This window comes from Sphingopyxis sp. KK2, assembly GCF_001990265.1.
In the GTDB taxonomy this organism is placed as follows: Bacteria; Pseudomonadota; Alphaproteobacteria; order Sphingomonadales; family Sphingomonadaceae; genus Sphingopyxis.
In genome coordinates this window covers 42,533-59,812 of record NZ_LYVN01000007.1, presented here as the reverse complement: position 1 = coordinate 59,812, position 17,280 = coordinate 42,533, and the positions used below count along the sequence as shown (strand labels likewise).

Here is a 17,280-nt window from a genome sequence, read left to right as displayed (position 1 = left end):
GTCGTAGATCGCGTCGCCCGAGAGCGCGAGGCTGTTGTTGCCGGCGCCGAAGAAGCTGTCGCCCGCGACGGTGCCGTCGGCGATGTCGAAGACGTCGTTGCCCGCGCCGAAGCGCACGTCGCCGATGATCTTGGGCGCAGTGATGCCCGATGCGACCGCGGTCTGCTTGACCGTCGCGCCGCCGGCGTTCGCCGACAGGTCGATCGCGATGTTGCGATCCGAGGTCGCGAGCGCGCCGCTGGCGTTGATCGTGCCGCTGTTCTCGACCAGGTCGACATTGCCCGACAGGTCGACGATGCCGCGCGCGGTGCCGGTGTCGCCGCCGGCCTTGGCGATGATCGAGCCGCTGTTGCGGATCATCCCGACATTGCTGCCCGCCTCGACGAGGATGCCCGTGGTGATCGCGGTCGCGGCGTTGCCGCCGTTCGCCTCGATCTTGCCGGCGTTGCGGATTTCGGGAAGCGTCGCGCCCGAGCCGACCTGGAATGCGGTCGCCGAGGCGCCGTTCGAGATCGCGGTGATCGTGCCGCTGCTGCCGATCGCAACACCGCCGGCGATAGTGACGTTGCCGCCGAGGCCGCCGATCTGCAGGCCCGTCGCGGTCTTGCCCGCATAGAGGCCGTTGCCGACGATGCCGCCGTCGATGATCACACCGAAATTGGTGCCGGTGCCGGCGACGGGGCCGATGGTGACGTCGCGTCCTGCGGCGCCGATACGCATCGCGGGGGCCGAACCGAACGAACGGACGAGCGCAGAGCCTTCGCTGGCGTCGGGAATGCCGTCCTTGTCTTCGTCGGGGTCGGTGGCGCTGCTGTCCTTGGGCGGGATGGCGAGCACGATGCCGCCGGTCACGTCGCCCTCGATCGACAGCGCCGGGCCGCCGATGAGCAGGTCGTCGGCGTCGAGCTTCGACGGGTCGGCGGGGACGGCGGTGAAACGGTAGCCGGTCGAGGTCAGCGTGCCCTGCACGACGAGCGCGCCGGTGATGTTGCCCGACAGGCGCGCGGCGGTGGCATCAAGGCCGGTGGCGCTGATCGTGCCGGCGAGGCGGACGTTGCCGGTGACATTCTGCAGACCGACGCCGAGCGCACGGTCGCCGAGCACCGAAATCTTGCCGTCGGTGGTGAAATTGCCGGTCAGCGGGCCGCCGAGCTTGATGCCGGCGGAATCATTGCCCTCGACCGTGATCTCGCCCGAGTTGACGATATTGCCGGTGAAGGCGCCCTGCGTCGCGATACCGATGCGGTTGCTGCCGACCGCGAACGGGCCGTCGATGTCGCCGTCATTGTCGATATCGGTCGGCGCATAGCTTTCGTCGATGATGATCTTGCCGGTGGTGCCGTTGGTGATGTTGCTGACGACCCCGGCGTTGGCCGAAATGCCGATCGACCCGTTGGAGTTGGTGATCTGGATCGTGCCTTCGTTGACGACCTTGTGGTTGCTGTCGATCGTGACCGCAGTACCCGAGGTCGGCTTGATCGAGCCGGACGCGGCGAGCTTGGCATCGTCGGGCGTCGTGCCTTCCTTGACCGTCGAGGTGCGGATCGGGGTGGTAAGCGCATTACCAATCACGGTTTCGGCATGAACGGGGGCGGCGATGACAGCCACCAGACAGGTGGACGCGAGTAGGGTCTTGCGCATGAAGGTCCTCTTGAAACGGGGCGGGAAGCCTCCCGCGACACCATCAAGACGACGCCGGTTTGCCGCAGCCTTGGAAAAAAATCGGCTGCGGCGGGTAAAATTGTATCAACTTGTCGCAATCGTAACCAAAGCATTGCGCAAGACCGTTCAATTTGCTCAAGGATATGGCCTCACGGCTATCCCCCAGCCCGAAAAGGTTCTTCGAATGCATGTGAATGGGCGGCCGATGCTTCGGCTCGGTGCGATCTGTGTCGCGGTGGCGTTGCTTGCGGGCTGTTCGGCCAGCGAGGATGAGGGTGGCGGCAACCGGCAGGCGCCGCAGGTCGGCTATGTCGTCGTCCAGCCGTCGAGCGTTCCGGTTCCGATCGAGCTTGGCGCACGAACCGTCGCGTTCGAGACCAGCGAAGTCCGGCCCCAGATCAACGGCCTGATCCGTCGCCGCCTGTTCGAACAGGGCGGCTATGTCCGCGCCGGCCAGCCCTTGTTCCAGATCGATTCCAGCCTGTACCAGGCCGCGGTCGACCAGGCGTCCGCCAATCTGGCGAGCGCGCGCGCCAGCGCCGAAGCCGCGAAGGTCAAGGCCGAGCGGTTCAAGCCGCTCGCCGAAATGGAGGCGATCGCCAAGCAGGACTATACCGATGCCGCCGCGCAGGCGCGCGTCGCCAATGCGGTGGTTGCGCAGAACAGCGCCGCGCTCGAAACGGCGCGCATCAACCTGCGCTACACGACGATCACCGCGCCGATCAGCGGCCGCATCGGACGCACGCTGTTCACCGCCGGCGCGCTGGTTAACGCCAATCAGGCCGACCCGCTCGCGGTAATCCAGCGGTCGGACCCGATCTATGTCGACATGCAGCAGTCGAGCGCCGAGCTGACCGCGCTGCGCCAGTCGATCGCGGCGGGTGGCGTACTGCCGGGCAGCACCAGCGTGCGGCTGCTGCTCGAGGATGGCAGCACCTATGGTTTTGCCGGCACGATCGAATTTTCCGAAGCGGTGGTGAGCGAGGAGACCGGCACGGTGACGCTGCGCGCGCGCTTCCCGAACCCGCAAGGGACCCTGCTTCCCGGCATGTTCGTGAAGGCGGTGTTCGACCAGGCGGTCGAACAGAATGCGTTTCGCGTGCCGCAGGCGGCGATCCAGCGCGACTTCGACGGGTCGGCCTTCGTCTACCTCGTCGGCAAGGACAAGAAGGCGCAGCGCCGCAAGGTCACCGCCGACCGGACGCTGGGCAGCGACTGGATCGTCACCGCCGGACTGAAGCCGGGCGAGCAGGTGATTACGCAAGGGCTCGGCAATCTTCGCCAGGGTCAGCCGATCCGTCCGGTCGCGGCGAGCGCTGCGCAGCGCGTCGGGGCGCCGAAGGACGGAGCGGCCGCGCCCGCGGCGAAGGGTAACTGACCGCGCATGTCCCGTCTGTTCATCGATCGGCCGATCTTCGCCTGGGTGCTGGCGATCATCGTCATGCTGGGCGGCGTCGGCGCGCTCAACCTGCTGCCGATCGAGCAATATCCCGATATCGCCCCGGCGCAGGTCAATATCCGCGCGCAATATCCGGGCGCTTCGGCCGAGACGATCGAGAATAGCGTCACCCAGGTGCTCGAACAGCAGCTCACCGGGATCGACGGACTGCTCTATTTCAGCTCGCAGTCGAGTTCGCGCGGGCAGGCGAATATCACCGCGATCTTCGCCAAGGGCACCGATCCCGACATCGCGCAGGTGCAGGTCCAGAACAAGATCCAGTCGGCACTCTCCCGCCTGCCGCAGCAGGTGCAGGCGCAAGGTATCCGCGTCACCAAGTCGAATTCGGACACGCTGCTGCTCGTCGGCGTCTATGACGAGACCGACACGCGCGTGAACCAGGACGTGTCCGACTATATGGCATCGAACATCCAGGATCCGCTGTCGCGCGTCGAGGGGGTGGGCGAGGTCAATATCTTCGGTGGGCCGCACGCGATGCGCATCTGGCTCAACCCGCAGCGGCTCGCCGCCGTATCGCTGATGCCGAGCGACGTGATTTCGGCGATCACCGCGCAGAATGCCGAAGTCGCTGCTGGCGAGGTCGGCGGGCTGCCGTCGCCGCAGGGGCAGATGCTCAACGCGACGGTCACCGCGCAGTCGCGTATGCAGACGGTACCCGAGTTCGAGAATATCGTGCTCAAGACGCTGCCCGACGGCGCCGCGGTCCGCATCAAGGACGTCGCGCGGGTCGAGATCGGCGCCGAAAGCTATGCCGTGGTCAGCCGCATCAACGGCCATCCGGGCGCGGGCATGTCGATCTCGCTGTCGCCCGGATCCGACGCGCTCGAAACCGCCGACCGCGTCAAGGAACGCATGGCCGAGCTTGCGGCCGATTTCCCCGACGGGCTGACCTATAGCTATGCCAATGACTCGACGGCGTTCATCAAGCTGTCGGTGAGCGAGGTGCAGAAATCGCTGCTCGAGGCGATCCTGCTCGTCGTCCTCGTCATGTTCGTCTTCCTGCAAAGCTGGCGCGCGGTGCTGATCCCCGCGATCGCGGTGCCGGTGGTGCTGCTCGGCACCTTTGCCATCTTCTACATATTGGGGTTCAGCATCAACACGCTGACCCTGTTCGGCCTGACGCTCGCGATCGGCCTGCTCGTCGACGACGCGATCGTCGTGGTCGAGAATGTCGAGCGCCTGATGGAAGAAAATCCCGAAATGTCGGCGCGCGAGGCGACGATATTGTCGATGCAGGAATTGCAGGTCGCGCTGATCGCGATCGCGCTCGTGCTCTCGGCGGTGTTCCTGCCGATGGCCTTTTTCGGCGGATCGACGGGGGTCATCTACCGCCAATTCTCGGTCACGATCATTTCGGCGATGATGCTGTCGGTGCTCGTCGCGCTGATCCTCAGCCCGGCACTGACCTCGACCCTGCTCAAGCCCAAGGGCCATGGCAGCGCGGCAGCCGCAGGCGGCGAGGGCCGCTTCGCGCGCGCCAACGCCTTGCTCGACCGCGCCAAGAATGGCTTCAACACGCGCTTCGACCGCGTCGTCGAGCGCTATGTCGGCAGTGTCACCAAGGTCGTCGACCGCAAATGGCTGTTCCTCGGCATCTATGCCGTGCTGCTCGTCGTGCTGGCTTTGCTCTTCCTGCGGTTGCCCGGCGGCTTCCTGCCCAATGAGGACCAGGGGCGCGTGCAGGTGCAGTTCCGCCTGCCGGCGGGCGCGACGCAAGGCCGCACGCTCGAGGTGCGCGATGCGATCGAGAAATATATGCTCACCGAGGAGAAGGCGAATGTCGGCGCGCTGTTCCTGATCGCGGGCGGCGGCGGCGGTTCCGCGGCTGGGCAGAACACGGGGCAGGGCTTCGTCAACCTCGTCCATTGGGACGATCGTCCGGGTGATGATCGCACCGCCGACGCGATCGCCGACCGGGCGCGCAAGGCGCTGAGCGGGCTGCGTGACGCGCAGATCTTCGCGCTGGTCCCGGGCGCCGTGCGCGGGCTCGGCGATTCCTCGGGCTTCACGATGCAGTTCCAGAATCGCGGCGGGCTGACCCGCGACCAGTTCGTCGAAGCGCGCGAAAAATTGCTCGCGATGGCCAATGCCAATCCCAAGCTCACGTCGGTGCGCCTGTCCGACCTGCCCGACGTCGCGACGCTCAAGGTCGATGTCGATACGCAGCGGCTGACTGCCTATGGCCTGACCAACAGCGACGTCAACGCGACGCTCGCGACCGCCTGGGGCGGGCGTTACGTCAACGACTTCATCGACAAGGGCCGCGTGAAGCGCGTCTATGTCCAGGGCGACGCAGCCTATCGCGCCAAGCCCGAGGACCTGGGCCAATGGTATGTCCGCTCGAACGACGGCGAGATGTCGCCCTTTTCGGCCTTTGCGAAAATCGGCTGGTCGACGACGCCGAGCAGCAGTTCGCGTTTCCAGGGCGTTCCCGCGTTCGAAATATCGGGCCAGCCCGCGAAGGGCACCAGTTCGGGCGAGGCGATGGACGAGATGGAGCGCATGGCGGGTGAATTCCCCGGCACGAGCGTCGCCTGGTCGGGCTCCTCCTATCAGGAGCGGCTGTCGTCGGGGCAGGCGCCCTTCCTCTATGCGATCTCGCTGCTCGTCGTCTTCCTGTGCCTCGCAGCGCTGTATGAAAGCTGGTCGGTTCCGCTCGCGGTGCTGCTCGTCATCCCGCTGGGGCTGATCGGCGCGGTCATCGCGGTTACGCTGCGCGGGCTGGAGAATGACGTCTATCTGCAGATCGGCTTGCTGACGACGATGGGACTCGCGGCGAAGAATGCGATCCTGATGATCGAATTCGCCGAGCAGGAAGAGCGCAAGGGGCGGCGCGTGATCGAGGCGGCGGTCGCCGCGGCGCGCATCCGCCTGCGCCCGATCCTGATGACCAGTTTCGCTTTCATCTTCGGCGTGCTGCCGCTCGCGATCGCCACCGGCGCGGGCGCGAACAGCCGCGTCGCGATCGGCACGTCGGTGATCGGCGGTATGCTGACCGCCGCGTTCCTCGCGATCTTCTTCATCCCGCTCTTCTTCGTGCTCGTCCGGCGCGGGGTGCGCGACGGGTTGCAGGCGGTGCGCGGCTGGATCGGGCGCGGCAAGGGCCAGCCGGAGGTGACGGCATGAAGCGCGCGTTCCTGACCGCCGCCGCGACGCTGGCGCTCGGCGCCTGTTCGCTGGCGCCCAAATATGTCCAACCGGCAACGCCGGTGCCGGCGTCGTGGCCGGTGGGCGACGCCTATCTGGTGCAGAGCGAGGCGGCGCTGCCGCGCGTGACGCTGAATCAGCTGTTCCGCGACGCGCGGCTGCAGGCGCTGATCGAGCAGGCGCTCGCCAACAACCGCGACCTGCGCGTCGCCGCCGCCAATGTCGCGGCGGCGCGGGCGCAGGTGCGGGTGACGCGCTCGGCGCAATTCCCCGCGATCGGGGTCAGCGGTTCGGCCGACTATACCGACGGCGGTGTGTCGGGCGGGGTCTCGAGCGGCGGGCGCGAATCCTATGCGTTGCAGGCCGGCGTGTCGGCGTTCGAACTCGACCTGTTCGGGCGGCTCGCCAATGCGACCGCCGCCGAGCGCGACCGCGCTTTCGCGACCGAAGCGACCGCGCGCACCGTCCGCCTCGCGCTGATCGCCGATCTCGCCGAGGCGTGGGCGAACCATGCCGCAGACCGCGAACTGCTTGCCATCGCCCGCGATACCGCCGAGAGCGCGCGGCGCAGCGTCACCCTGACGCGCGCGCGGCTTGAGGGCGGGGTCGCGCCGCGCACCGACCTGCGCCAGGCTGAACAGGTGCTGGCGACCGCCGAGGGCGATCTGGCGCTGCAGACCGCGGCGGTGGCGCAGGACGAAAATCTGATCCGCCTGCTCGTCGGCGCCGATTACGACAAGGCGCTGCTGCCCGCGAGCCTCGATGAGGTCAGCGCGTCGATCGCGACCTTGCCCGCCGGGACCAGCTCCGAACTCCTGCTCCGCCGCCCCGACGTGATCGAGGCTGAATATCTGCTGCGCGCCGCCAATGCCGATATCGGCGTCGCACGCGCGCGGCTGTTCCCGACGATCTCGCTGACCGGCCTGCTCGGCTTCGCGAGCGACGCGCTGGGTTCGCTATTCACCGGCGACGCCTTCCGCTTCACCGCGGGCGCCGACGTGAGCCTGTCGATCTTCGACGCCGGTGGGCGGCGGGCAGGGGTGGCGGTGAGCGAGGCGCAGCGCGACGCCGCGCTGGCGAGCTATGAGCGCGCGATCCAGACCGCCTTTCGCGAAGTCGCCGACGCGCTCGCCGACCAAGGCACGCTTGGCGAGCGGTTGCGTGCGGCAAAGGCGAACAGCGACGCGGCGGCGGACACCGCGCGGCTCACCGACGCCCGCTATCGCGGCGGGGTCGACAGCTTCCTGTCGAGCCTCGACGCGCAGCGCAGCCTGTATAGCGCGCGCCGTGCGCAAATCGCGGTCGAACTCGCCGCGATCCGCAACCGCATCACCCTTTATCGCTCGCTGGGCGACGACGGGCTTTCGGCAAACTGAGGAAATGGCGGAGCGGGAGTCCGACAACCCGCAGCCTAAGAACTTGAAAATACGCTATGAAATGCCCGCACAATGGCCTGTCTGAACGCCTGTCTGACCCTAAATGGAGCATCATCTCAGCTATAAGCCGGGTTGCGACTTCAGGGTAAGACTAGGCTCCAATTCGCTGGCGATTTGACCTAGCCGCCGTGTCAGCCGCCGCCGCTTCCCTAGCGCGCTCAACAATTCGGTCTTCGTGGGCAGCAAGGGTAGCTTCAATTTGAGCTACGCTCCCTTCGTCAGCGCCGCCTTCAATGACAATGCGGGGGCCGTCACCGATGTTGATAACAACGCCAGCATTGGGAGCCGCGCCCGCAGCGAGGCCGGGCGAGTAGGTCGGGGCATTGTCGTTGTTCGCGCGCGTCTGACCGGGGCGAAGGACGCTGTAGGAGCTTGTGGGCATCCCATATTCATCAACGGCCCCGGTGTAGGTCGGCTGGCGCGTCTCGGCTTCAGCGGTCGCGACTGCGCCCTTACCGCCACCGCCGCCGACCAGCTTCACGCCAAAGGCGACGAGCGCCGCCGCCGTGGCCGCGCCCGCCACCAAATTGAGGGGGAAGGGAAGGCTGGCGATGGCCTTGGCTATGGCGGCTACGCCATCGGCACTGGCGCGCGTGGCTGAGTTGGTCACGCTGCTCGCGGTCTTCACGCTGTCCAAAGCAATCGACTTGGTAACGCCAATGGTTTCGAGAATGAGCGACACCATTTGATAGGCGCGATAAGCCTTTTCCACCGCTTCAAGCACGCGATAACCAGCCGACTTCTCTTTGAACATCCGTTTGGCGGCACCGACAATATCGCCGTAATAGCCAATTTCCGCCCGTGCCAATTCTTCGGTCGCCGACCGCCTTTCGCGCTGACCTTCAGCCGTCCGTTCATCAGCTTCAGCAATCCGCTGTTGCAGTTCAGCGCGCCGGTCGCTGTAATCGGTCATGGTGTTAATCAAGGCCTCAAAGCCAGCGCCCGCCGTGCCGAAAAGGTTGCTGAAGCCTTGGGCCGCTTCGCGCAAAGCATCATTCATGTTGCGGACTTCAGCCGTGTAGGCGCGGGCGCCTTCAACATCGAGTTCGCGTTGACCGCGAGCTTCAGCATTGGCGATGATCGCCGCTGTCTCCGCTTCGATTGCCGCCGTAGTTACGTCCAAGCCCTGCTTCTGAAGGTCCGCAACCTTGGCCTCAATCTCCCTGTGGGCAATGGCAAAGCTCGCGGAGAGTCTCGGATTGCTCGGCATTGATTTGGTCAGTGACCCATTGGCCGAACTCGCGAAACTTCAGCTTGGCGTCATCATCGGCCTGAACGACTTCGACGCGGTTGCCGTAATTGATCGCCAGCACATGGGCGCACAGGTCAGCTAGTGATTGCGTCAATTGTGGGCATGGCTGACTTGCCGGTGTTTCATTCAGCCGGGACCGCTGCCCGGTCGCTTCAATGACCATGAAGCGCGGCAGCAACCCACTAAGCACCATGGTTTCATTCAGGGCTTCATAGACTATGCCCGGAACGCTTTCACCGAGCAGGGTTAGCGCCGGGCTGTGAATTGGCGCCGTCTGCTTTTCCCGATCGCTATAGGCCATCGGGTCAAGCACGTTGCCAGCGCCAGACTTGCCGTAAATGTCGAGCAGCGTAGCCTTCAGCAGTTCATCGTTCGGGTTGGCCTTTGGCGATGAAATGGCCTTCAGCTTATAGCCGAACTCACCGATGATACTGACGACAGAAGGATTCTTATCGAGCCATTTCACAAGGCCAGCCGATGAAACCAGCGCTGGGCCTTTGAAGTCGCCAGCAGCGGGAACGCTCGGCGTGATCGCTGCGAGCAACTTGGATATGCCGCTAGCCGCCGCCTCTTTCCCCAAGCCGGTTGACGCCAGCAGTAAGATATATTGGTTCAGTCCCGCGCCGGTATATGTGTTGAAAGCGCGGCCAGTTATTCCAGCCATCAAAGCAATAGAGCCAGCTAGTGCAATATCGGCATTGGGGTGCGGTGCGGCTGACAATATGAAGTCGCGCACAGAGCCTAGAAGGCCCGGCAGGGGCGGCGCTTTTACTTGATCGGCGCCGTTCTCTGCCCTATGCTGTTCGGGCAGTTGAGCGTCATCGTTCCTGTCCTTTGGAAGCCCCGCCGCGCCCGGTTCATGTGCGGCGGGGTTTTCAATTCCCTGATACATTTGCCCAATCCCTTACGCGGCGGCAGGGATGGCTTCAGCGGCCTTGCGCTGAATGAACGCCTGAATGTCTGAAGCTCGGAATACCGTCTTTCGGCCAAGCTTGATCTTGCGAAGCTCGCCCGCTTTCATAAGGGCATAGATCGACGTAGTTCCAAGGCATAGCTGGCGCTTGGCGTCCTCAACGGTAACGAAATGCTCTGGCATTGCGCGGTTCCTCTGATTGGCCCGGCGCAACGGAATAGGGGCGACGGGCATAGATGCCGCCGCCCCTAGGGTTTTCGGATAATCGGCTTGACCGACTACCGGCGATGCAAGTTAGCTAGACGCCGAAGCCCGGCGAATGCAAGGGATAAAATACAAAAATCGACGAATGATGACGAAAAACCTAAGAAGCCGTGCCTGTTTTAGCGAGTTCAATGCCAACTACATTGTCTTTACCATTTAAGAACTCACCCCAAACCTTCATAAGCTCGACACGCCGGTCGAAAAACTTAGTGCGAAGGTAAGCCGCTTCAGTCTCATTTGGGTTCTTGTGATTGAGTGCGGCCTCAGCCACCTTGTCTGAATAGTTGGTGGCTTCAGCTACCCAATCGCGAAAGCTTGAACGCGCCGTTCCGTGGGCTGTTACGCCGGGCATCGCCGCATGAAGCTGCTTGTTGATCGCAACGTCAGACAGCAAACCGCCTTCAGCCCCGGGGAATATCCGGTCAGTATCGGGATGCTTGCGGTCAGCCATGAACGTCAGAATATCGACGGCCTCGCCGCACAGTGGCACGGCATGGCTTTCTTCATTCTTGGTGCGGTCGCCGGGAATGGTCCAAACTGCTTTCTCCAAATCGACTTCATCCCAAACGCCAGCCCGAACTTCAGTCGAGCGCGCGGCGGTAAGGATGCTGAACCGCAAAGCCAGAGCCGAGACGACTTCAGGCTTGGCCCGAAGCTTCGCCATGATCGCCGGGACTTCCTGCCACGGCGGCGCGGCATGAGACTTCAGGCGCCCATTGGCCTTCGCGATTTTGCGGGGGTTGGGCAGCAGCTTATCTAGGTTGCCTTTCCAGCGCGCCGGGTTGCGCCGGTCTATGCCTTCAATGACAAAGGCATAATCGATGATGGTTTCGATACGCTGGCGGACCCGGCTGGCGGTTTCGGTTTTCGTTGCCCACACTGGCAGCAGCAGTTTCTGAACGTCGCCAACCTTTATGTCGCCGGGTCGCTTCTCGCCAATGGTCGGGTAGGCATATTCAGCCAAGGTGTTAGGCCATTGCTGCCGATGCTTAGGATTGCGCCAGCCGCCTTTGTTCGCCTCAATATACTCAGCCGCGTAAACCTTGAATGTGGGCATGTCAGCTTCAGGGTCTTCAGGCTTGAACCGCTCGCGCGGGTCGCGGTCATTCGCCAGATCGGACCGGGCAATTTCGGCAACGCCGCGAGCGTCAGCCAACGACCGCGCCGGGAATGCACCAAGGCCCATTTCAACTGGCTTGCCAGCTTGGCCCGGCTTCGACCAACTCGCCTTCAGCGGAACCTTGAACCGGAATACCCAAGAGCGGCTATTGCCGCGCACTCGGAAATAGAGATTGCCGCCGTCAGCATAGGAACCGTCAGGAAAGCCCCGCAATTGCGTCGCTGAGAGCTTGTTGATGCCAGCCATAGAGCCACCTTTCACGCCAGAAAATAGGCCAGCATTCCATTTCTTACCTTAGGTATTACCCTAGAGGCCGGAATGTGACGAAAAACTGCGAAAAACGGTGAAACCCAGCGAAAGGAAAAAGTCAAGGTAATTGGCCCCTTTGAGCCAAAAAACCTTAGTTTTCCGTGGGTGAATGGCGGAGCGGGAGGGATTCGAACCCTCGATACGCTTTTGACGTATACTCACTTTCCAGGCGAGCGCCTTCGACCACTCGGCCACCGCTCCGCATGCTTGGAGATGGCGCCCTAATCGCTTGGCGGGGCTTTCGCAAGCGGCATGGGCGTGGCAGACATGCGGCATGATGCATCGCCTCCTCGCCGCCGCTGCGGCCCTCGCGCTCGCCGTTCCTTCCGCTGCCCAGCAGGCCCCGGCGCCCGCCGCCGAAATCCCCTCGCCGGGGGAGATTGCTGCCGCCGCGCCGGCAAAGGACTGGATCGCGATTCCCGCCTCGGACCTGCTGATGATGGACCTCGCGCCCGATGCTGCGGGCAAGCCGCGCCGCGTCGTCATCCAGCTGATGCCCGCGCCGTTCAGCCGGGGATGGATCGGCAATATCCGCAAGCTCGCCGCCGCGCATTGGTGGGACGGCACGAGCGTCAACCGCGTGCAGGACAATTATGTCGCGCAATGGGGTGACGCGACCGAGAAGAAACCGCTGCCCGAGGGTTTGGCGGTTGTGCCGGAGAGCGAGTATGTCCGCGAGGCGGATCATTTCTTCTCGCATCGTTTTGCGTCGGGTTTCAACGTCCAGACCCTCCCGAACAAGAAGTCGCCGGTGCTCGTCCCCGATTCCTACAAGACGCTGACCGAGGCCATTTTCGGATGGCCGTTCGCATCCGACGGCAAACAGTTTTGGCCCGTCCACTGCTACGGCATGGTCGGTGTCGGCCGCAACATGTCCCCTGATACGGGTTCAGGCGCGGAACTCTACACCGTCATCGGCCATGCCCCGCGCCACCTCGACCGAAACATCGCGCTCGTTGGCCGCGTGATCAGTGGCATCGAACATCTGTCGAGCCTGCCGCGCGGCACCGAGGCGCTCGGTTTCTATGGCAGCGAAGCCGAACGGGTTCCGATCACGTCGGTCCGGATCGCGACCGAACTGGCGTCCGTCGACCAGCCGAAGTTCGAATATCTCTCGACCGAAAGCGACAGCTTCTTGAAATATGCCGATGCACGGGCGAACCGCCGCGATCCCTTCTTTATCAAACCCGCCGGCGGGGCCGATATCTGCAATATTCCGGTGCCGGTGCGCGCGGTAAAATAGAGCCCGTGGAAAGCTTCACCACCACCACGCCGCTCTGGCGCTGGCAGCCGGCGACCGCGCCCGCTGCCTGGTTCTTCCTGACGATCGATGGCGATGTCGCCGATGGCATCCGCTTTGCCGCGATGTCGGGGCAATGGCTCGACAAACGCGGGGGATTCGGGTCGGCGCGGGTCGCGGTGACGATCGGCGAAACCCGCTGGCAGACTTCGGTCTTTCCGCACAAGGAAAGCGGCGGCTGGATCCTTCCGGTGAAGGCCGCGGTACGCAAGGCCGAGGGGCTGGCCGAGGGCGACGAGGTGACGGTGACCGTCAGTCTTTAGGCTGGACTTCGGTCCGGGTTTCGCGCGCCTGCGCCTTCCGCTTGCGCAGATTTTCGCGCAGCGCTTCGGCAAGGCGGCGTTCGCGTTCGAGGTCGGCGGGGGAGGGTGTCTTGCTCACGCTCCAGCCTTTGCCTGCGAAATCTGTCCAGCGTCAAGCCTATCGCCTTGACAGGCGGCAGAGGCCCCGCCATAGGCCGCGCCTGCCCAGCGAACAGATGTTCGCGGCGGCCCGGTTGCTGCTGTAGCTCAGTGGTAGAGCGCGTCATTGGTAATGACGAGGTCGACAGTTCAATCCTGTCCAGCAGCACCATTTCCCCGATATCGAGAACATCGTCCCTGGGGGACTATTTTGCCTTGCCTGCTGTCGCCGGGGCACCAGCCAGACCGTAAAGCGCCTGCGTTCGCATGTCGATTTCGCGGCGTTCGGATTCGGAAAAGCCGTCGCGGCCATAGCGTTCGGTGAGCGTTTCAATCTGCCGCGCCTCACGCCGCAAGGCCCGCGCTTCCTGTTTCGAAAGCTCGCCGGCGTCGCGCCGGGCGTCGATGCGATCGCGCAGCCTGGCGAGGTCGCTGCCGACCGGCGGACGACCGGGTTCACTTCCTCGATCGACGATCGCGGGCAGGCGCTCGCTCGGTGGCGGGGTGCGCGGCATATATTGCGCCTGCGCGCCGGCCAGCGGGGTCAGTAGGATGGCGGCGGCGATCATCAGGCGCATCGGCGGTCTCCGGCAGCAGAAGAACGAAGGCTCGCCCGCCCGGCCTGAACGCGATCTGAATCCGCCTAGATCTTCGCTGCGAGCAACCAGTCGTGGAACAGTTTCACCGCCGGCTGGCGCAGCGCGCGCGGGCGGCACACGAACCAATAGCTGTACGGGCTGTCGACGTCGAAATCGAACAGGCGAACAAGGCGCGGGTCGTGCGCATCGTCGAAATGATGGCCGTGCATGAAGGCGACCCCGATGCCCTGCGCCGCGGCCTCGAGCATCAACGGGCCCGAATCGAAATAGTCGATCCCCGCCGGTTCGAGATAGGGCATGCCGATCGCCTTTTTCCATTCGGTGAAGGTTTCGGGCATCTCGCGGTGGACGAGGATCGTCAGCCGCTGGAACTGTTCGGGCACGGTGATCGGGCGTCCCGCCTCGGTCAGCGTGCGCGACGCGATCGGGAACACCTTGTCGAGATCGAGCCGCGCCGCATAGAGCGCGGGGTCGATCGAACGGGCGAGCGCGATCGCGGCGTCGATGCCGTCGCCGAGCCGCGCCTCGGCATGCGACATGGTATCGATATCGATATGCAGTTCGGGATGGAGTTGCCGCAGTTCGGGAAGCCGCGGGAACAGGCGCTGCTGGGCGAAGAGCGGCAGCACGTTGAGATGGAGCCGCATCGAGGCGTCGGGGCTGCTCGCCTGAACGACCACCGCGCGCAATTCGTCGAGAATCGGCGACAATTGGTCCTGCAGCGTCCGTCCGGTCTCGGTCAGCCGCAGCCCGTGGTGATGGCGATCGAACAGTGGCTTGCCGACGGCATGTTCGAGCGTCTGGATACGCCGTGACAGCGCGGGCATCGACAGGCCGAGCTCGCTCGCGGCGGCCTTGACGGTGCCGTGGCGGGCAACCTCGAGAAAGGCTTCCATGCTGCTGAGGGGTGGGAGGCGTGCCATATCGTCTGGCGATGATAGTGACATGACAGCGCAGTCCATGCCAACAATTTTTGTGCGCTGCGGCATAAGTCGTACTTGGGCGGTGCCTGTCCAAGGGGGTCGCAAATCGGGAACCGGCGCCCTATCTTCGACATTCTGACCATTTTGCGGGAGACACGCCTTGGCCGATGCAACGGTAAAAGAAAAACAGGTCAAATTGCAGGTAGCGAACGCCCGTGCCGAAGAAAGCGGCGGCGGCATCGCCCGCATTCCGCGCGCGGCGATGGCCGAACTCGGCGTCACCGAAGGCGACATCGTCCAGATCAGCGGCAAGCGCGACACGGCGTCGCGCGTCGTCCTGCCCTATGCCGAGGACGAGGGACTCGACGTCATCCGCCTCGACGGCCTGCAGCGCGCCAATGCCGGCGCGGGTGCGGGCGACATGGTAACGCTGAGCCGCGTCGAGACGCGCCCGGCGACGCGCGTCGTCTTTGCCCCGGCGCAGGAAAATCTGCGCCTGCAGGGTTCGGCCAATGCGCTCAAGCGCAGCTTTTTCGGGCGTCCGCTGGTCGCGGGCGATACCGTCGCGACCGCAGGGCAGCAGCGCGTGTCGGCGGGCGACATGCCGCCGCAGCTGCGCCAGATGCTCAACGCGCCCGCCTATGCGCTCGCCGAAGTGCGCCTGATCGTCGTCTCGGCAACCCCCAAGGGGGTCGTGTTCATCGACGAGAATACCGAGATCGAGCTGCTCCCCGAATATCAGGAGCCGCAGGACGCGCGGCGCACCGACGTCACATACGACGATCTGGGCGGGCTGGGCGAGACGATCGACCAGCTGCGCGAGATGGTCGAACTGCCGCTGCGTTATCCCGAACTCTTCCGCCGGCTGGGCGTCGATCCGCCGCGCGGTGTGCTGCTGCATGGCCCGCCGGGCACCGGCAAGACGCGGCTGGCGCGTGCGGTCGCGAACGAAAGCGATGCGCAATTCTTCCTGATCAACGGACCCGAAATCATGGGCTCCGCCTATGGCGAGTCCGAAAAGCGGCTGCGCGACGTGTTCGAGCAGGCAACCAAGGCCGCGCCGTCGATCCTGTTCATCGACGAGATCGATTCGATCGCGCCGAAGCGCGGACAGGTGACCGGCGAGGCCGAGAAGCGGCTTGTCGCGCAATTGCTGACGCTGATGGACGGGCTGGAGCCGCGCACCAATCTGGTGGTGATCGCCGCGACCAACCGTCCCGACGCGATCGACGAGGCGCTGCGGCGTCCGGGCCGTTTCGACCGCGAGATCGTGATCGGCGTCCCCGATGAGAAGGGACGGCGTGAAATCCTGGGCATCCACACGCGCGGCATGCCGCTGGCCGACAATGTCGACCTCGACGAGCTCGCCCGCACGACCTTCGGTTTCGTCGGCGCCGACATGGCGGCGCTGACCCGCGAGGCGGCGATCGAGGCGGTGCGGCGGATCATGCCCAAGCTCAACCTCGAGGAGGGAACGATCCCGCCCGAGGTGCTCGAGGAATTGCGCGTCACGCGCGAGGACTTCAACAATGCGCTGAAGCGCGTTCAGCCGTCGGCGATGCGCGAAGTGATGGTGCAGGCGCCCAAGACGCGCTGGAGCGACATCGGGGGGCTCGACGCGGCGCGCGACAAGCTGATCGAGGGGATCGAGCTGCCGCTCAAACACCCCGATGCGTTTCGCCGGCTCGGTATCCGTCCGGCCAAGGGCTTCCTGCTCTATGGTCCGCCGGGGACGGGGAAGACCTTGCTCGCCAAGGCGGCGGCGCGCGAATCCGACGCGAACTTCATCTCGATCAAATCGTCGGATTTGCTGTCGAAATGGTATGGCGAGAGCGAGCAGCAGATCGCGCGGCTGTTCCAGCGCGCGCGTGCCGTGGCGCCGACGATCATCTTCATTGACGAACTCGACAGCCTGGTGCCCGCGCGCGGCAGCGGGACGTCGGGCGAGCCGCAGGTGACCGAACGCGTCGTCAACACCATCCTCGCCGAGATGGACGGGATCGAGGAGATGCAGTCGGTCGTCGTCATCGGCGCGACCAACCGCCCGAACCTGATCGATCCCGCGCTGCTGCGCCCGGGGCGGCTCGACGAGTTGATCTATGTATCGGTGCCCAATGCCGAGGGGCGGCGGCGCATCCTCGAAATCCAGACGGGCAAGATGCCGCTCGACAAGGATGTCGACCTGTCGGTGCTCGCCGAGAAATCGGAGCGTTTCACCGGCGCCGATCTCGAGGATCTGACGCGCCGCGCCGGGCTTGCCGCGCTCAAGCGCTCGATGGGCAGCGAGACGGTGACGATGGCAGATTTCGAGACCGCGCTGACGGACACCCGCGCCTCGGTCACCGAGGCGATGGAGAAGGATTATGAAAAGATCCAGGGCGAGATCAAACAGGCCGCGATGAGCGTCGATCCGATCGGCTTCTTCGCGCCCGGCATGCTCAAGCCCGTGCGCGAGCGCAAGCACGAGGACGACTGAACGAAACCGGCCCGCGGCC

The 17,280-nt window shown here is 64.6% G+C and carries 14 protein-coding genes and 2 tRNA genes; 7 read left to right on the top strand and 9 right to left on the bottom strand.

Translation table 11 applies throughout. The annotated features are described in order from the left end of the window. On the bottom strand, positions 1-1,641 hold a 1,641-nt coding region (locus B1A78_RS02315; protein ID WP_372236861.1), incomplete at its 3' end, for a beta strand repeat-containing protein. 226 nt (positions 1,642-1,867) lie between these two features. Here B1A78_RS02315 and B1A78_RS02310 point away from each other — a divergent pair. From B1A78_RS02310 to B1A78_RS02300, 3 genes are read left to right on the top strand one after another with little or no spacing between them, the layout of a single operon-like run. After that, positions 1,868-3,040, top strand: a complete 1,173-nt coding sequence (locus tag B1A78_RS02310) for an efflux RND transporter periplasmic adaptor subunit (RefSeq protein ID WP_077145400.1) — start codon at positions 1,868-1,870, stop codon at positions 3,038-3,040. Between the two features lie 6 nt (positions 3,041-3,046). Then, a complete protein-coding gene (locus B1A78_RS02305) occupies positions 3,047-6,247 on the top strand; it encodes a multidrug efflux RND transporter permease subunit (protein ID WP_077145391.1) in 3,201 nt (1,066 codons plus the stop codon). Continuing rightward, positions 6,244-7,644, top strand: a complete 1,401-nt coding sequence (locus B1A78_RS02300) for an efflux transporter outer membrane subunit (protein ID WP_077145390.1) — start codon at positions 6,244-6,246, stop codon at positions 7,642-7,644. The genes B1A78_RS02305 and B1A78_RS02300 overlap by 4 nt, the downstream gene beginning before the upstream one ends. A 151-nt stretch (positions 7,645-7,795) precedes the next feature. On the opposite strand, the gene B1A78_RS02295 is transcribed toward B1A78_RS02300, so the two are convergent. The 5 genes from B1A78_RS02295 to B1A78_RS02275 form a co-directional block, all read right to left on the bottom strand. Continuing rightward, complete coding sequence (locus tag B1A78_RS02295) at positions 7,796-8,914, bottom strand: hypothetical protein (protein ID WP_077145389.1); 1,119 nt, start codon at positions 8,912-8,914, stop codon at positions 7,796-7,798. Then, the gene (locus tag B1A78_RS02290) at positions 8,859-9,848 is read right to left on the bottom strand and encodes a hypothetical protein (protein ID WP_144037643.1); all 990 of its coding nucleotides are present in this window, start codon (positions 9,846-9,848) and stop codon (positions 8,859-8,861) included. The genes B1A78_RS02295 and B1A78_RS02290 overlap by 56 nt, the downstream gene beginning before the upstream one ends. Positions 9,849-9,860: 12 nt before the next feature. After that, complete coding sequence (locus B1A78_RS02285; RefSeq protein WP_077145387.1) at positions 9,861-10,052, bottom strand: AlpA family transcriptional regulator; 192 nt, start codon at positions 10,050-10,052, stop codon at positions 9,861-9,863. Between the two features lie 181 nt (positions 10,053-10,233). Beyond that, on the bottom strand, positions 10,234-11,499 hold the full coding sequence (locus B1A78_RS02280; protein WP_077145386.1) for a site-specific integrase: 1,266 nt from the start codon (positions 11,497-11,499) through the stop codon (positions 10,234-10,236). A 173-nt stretch (positions 11,500-11,672) separates the two neighbouring features. Then, a tRNA-Ser gene (locus B1A78_RS02275) sits at positions 11,673-11,763 on the bottom strand. A gap of 76 nt (positions 11,764-11,839) precedes the next feature. On the opposite strand from B1A78_RS02275, the gene B1A78_RS02270 reads away from it, so the two are divergent. Together B1A78_RS02270 and B1A78_RS02265 are read left to right on the top strand one after the other, a co-directional pair. Then, positions 11,840-12,805: a peptidylprolyl isomerase gene (locus B1A78_RS02270; RefSeq protein WP_077145399.1), complete on the top strand. Its 966-nt coding sequence runs from the start codon at positions 11,840-11,842 to the stop codon at positions 12,803-12,805. A 5-nt stretch (positions 12,806-12,810) separates the two neighbouring features. After that, complete coding sequence (locus B1A78_RS02265; protein ID WP_077145385.1) at positions 12,811-13,125, top strand: DUF1905 domain-containing protein; 315 nt, start codon at positions 12,811-12,813, stop codon at positions 13,123-13,125. On the opposite strand, the gene B1A78_RS23040 is transcribed toward B1A78_RS02265, so the two are convergent. Continuing rightward, positions 13,115-13,243: a hypothetical protein gene (locus tag B1A78_RS23040; RefSeq protein WP_256837426.1), complete on the bottom strand. Its 129-nt coding sequence runs from the start codon at positions 13,241-13,243 to the stop codon at positions 13,115-13,117. The two genes, B1A78_RS02265 and B1A78_RS23040, sit on opposite strands and share 11 nt — an antisense overlap. A 117-nt stretch (positions 13,244-13,360) precedes the next feature. Here B1A78_RS23040 and B1A78_RS02260 point away from each other — a divergent pair. Continuing rightward, positions 13,361-13,435 (top strand) — tRNA-Thr (locus B1A78_RS02260). A 34-nt stretch (positions 13,436-13,469) separates the two neighbouring features. On the opposite strand, the gene B1A78_RS02255 is transcribed toward B1A78_RS02260, so the two are convergent. Both B1A78_RS02255 and B1A78_RS02250 read right to left on the bottom strand, forming a co-directional pair. Continuing rightward, positions 13,470-13,841, bottom strand: a complete 372-nt coding sequence (locus B1A78_RS02255; RefSeq protein WP_077145384.1) for a hypothetical protein — start codon at positions 13,839-13,841, stop codon at positions 13,470-13,472. Positions 13,842-13,906: 65 nt separating this feature from the next. Further along, a complete protein-coding gene (locus tag B1A78_RS02250; protein WP_077145383.1) occupies positions 13,907-14,785 on the bottom strand; it encodes a LysR substrate-binding domain-containing protein in 879 nt (292 codons plus the stop codon). A gap of 160 nt (positions 14,786-14,945) precedes the next feature. Here B1A78_RS02250 and B1A78_RS02245 point away from each other — a divergent pair, with 160 nt between their 5' ends. Continuing rightward, on the top strand, positions 14,946-17,261 hold the full coding sequence (locus tag B1A78_RS02245; RefSeq protein ID WP_077145382.1) for a CDC48 family AAA ATPase: 2,316 nt from the start codon (positions 14,946-14,948) through the stop codon (positions 17,259-17,261). The last annotated feature ends 19 nt before the right edge of the window (positions 17,262-17,280 follow it).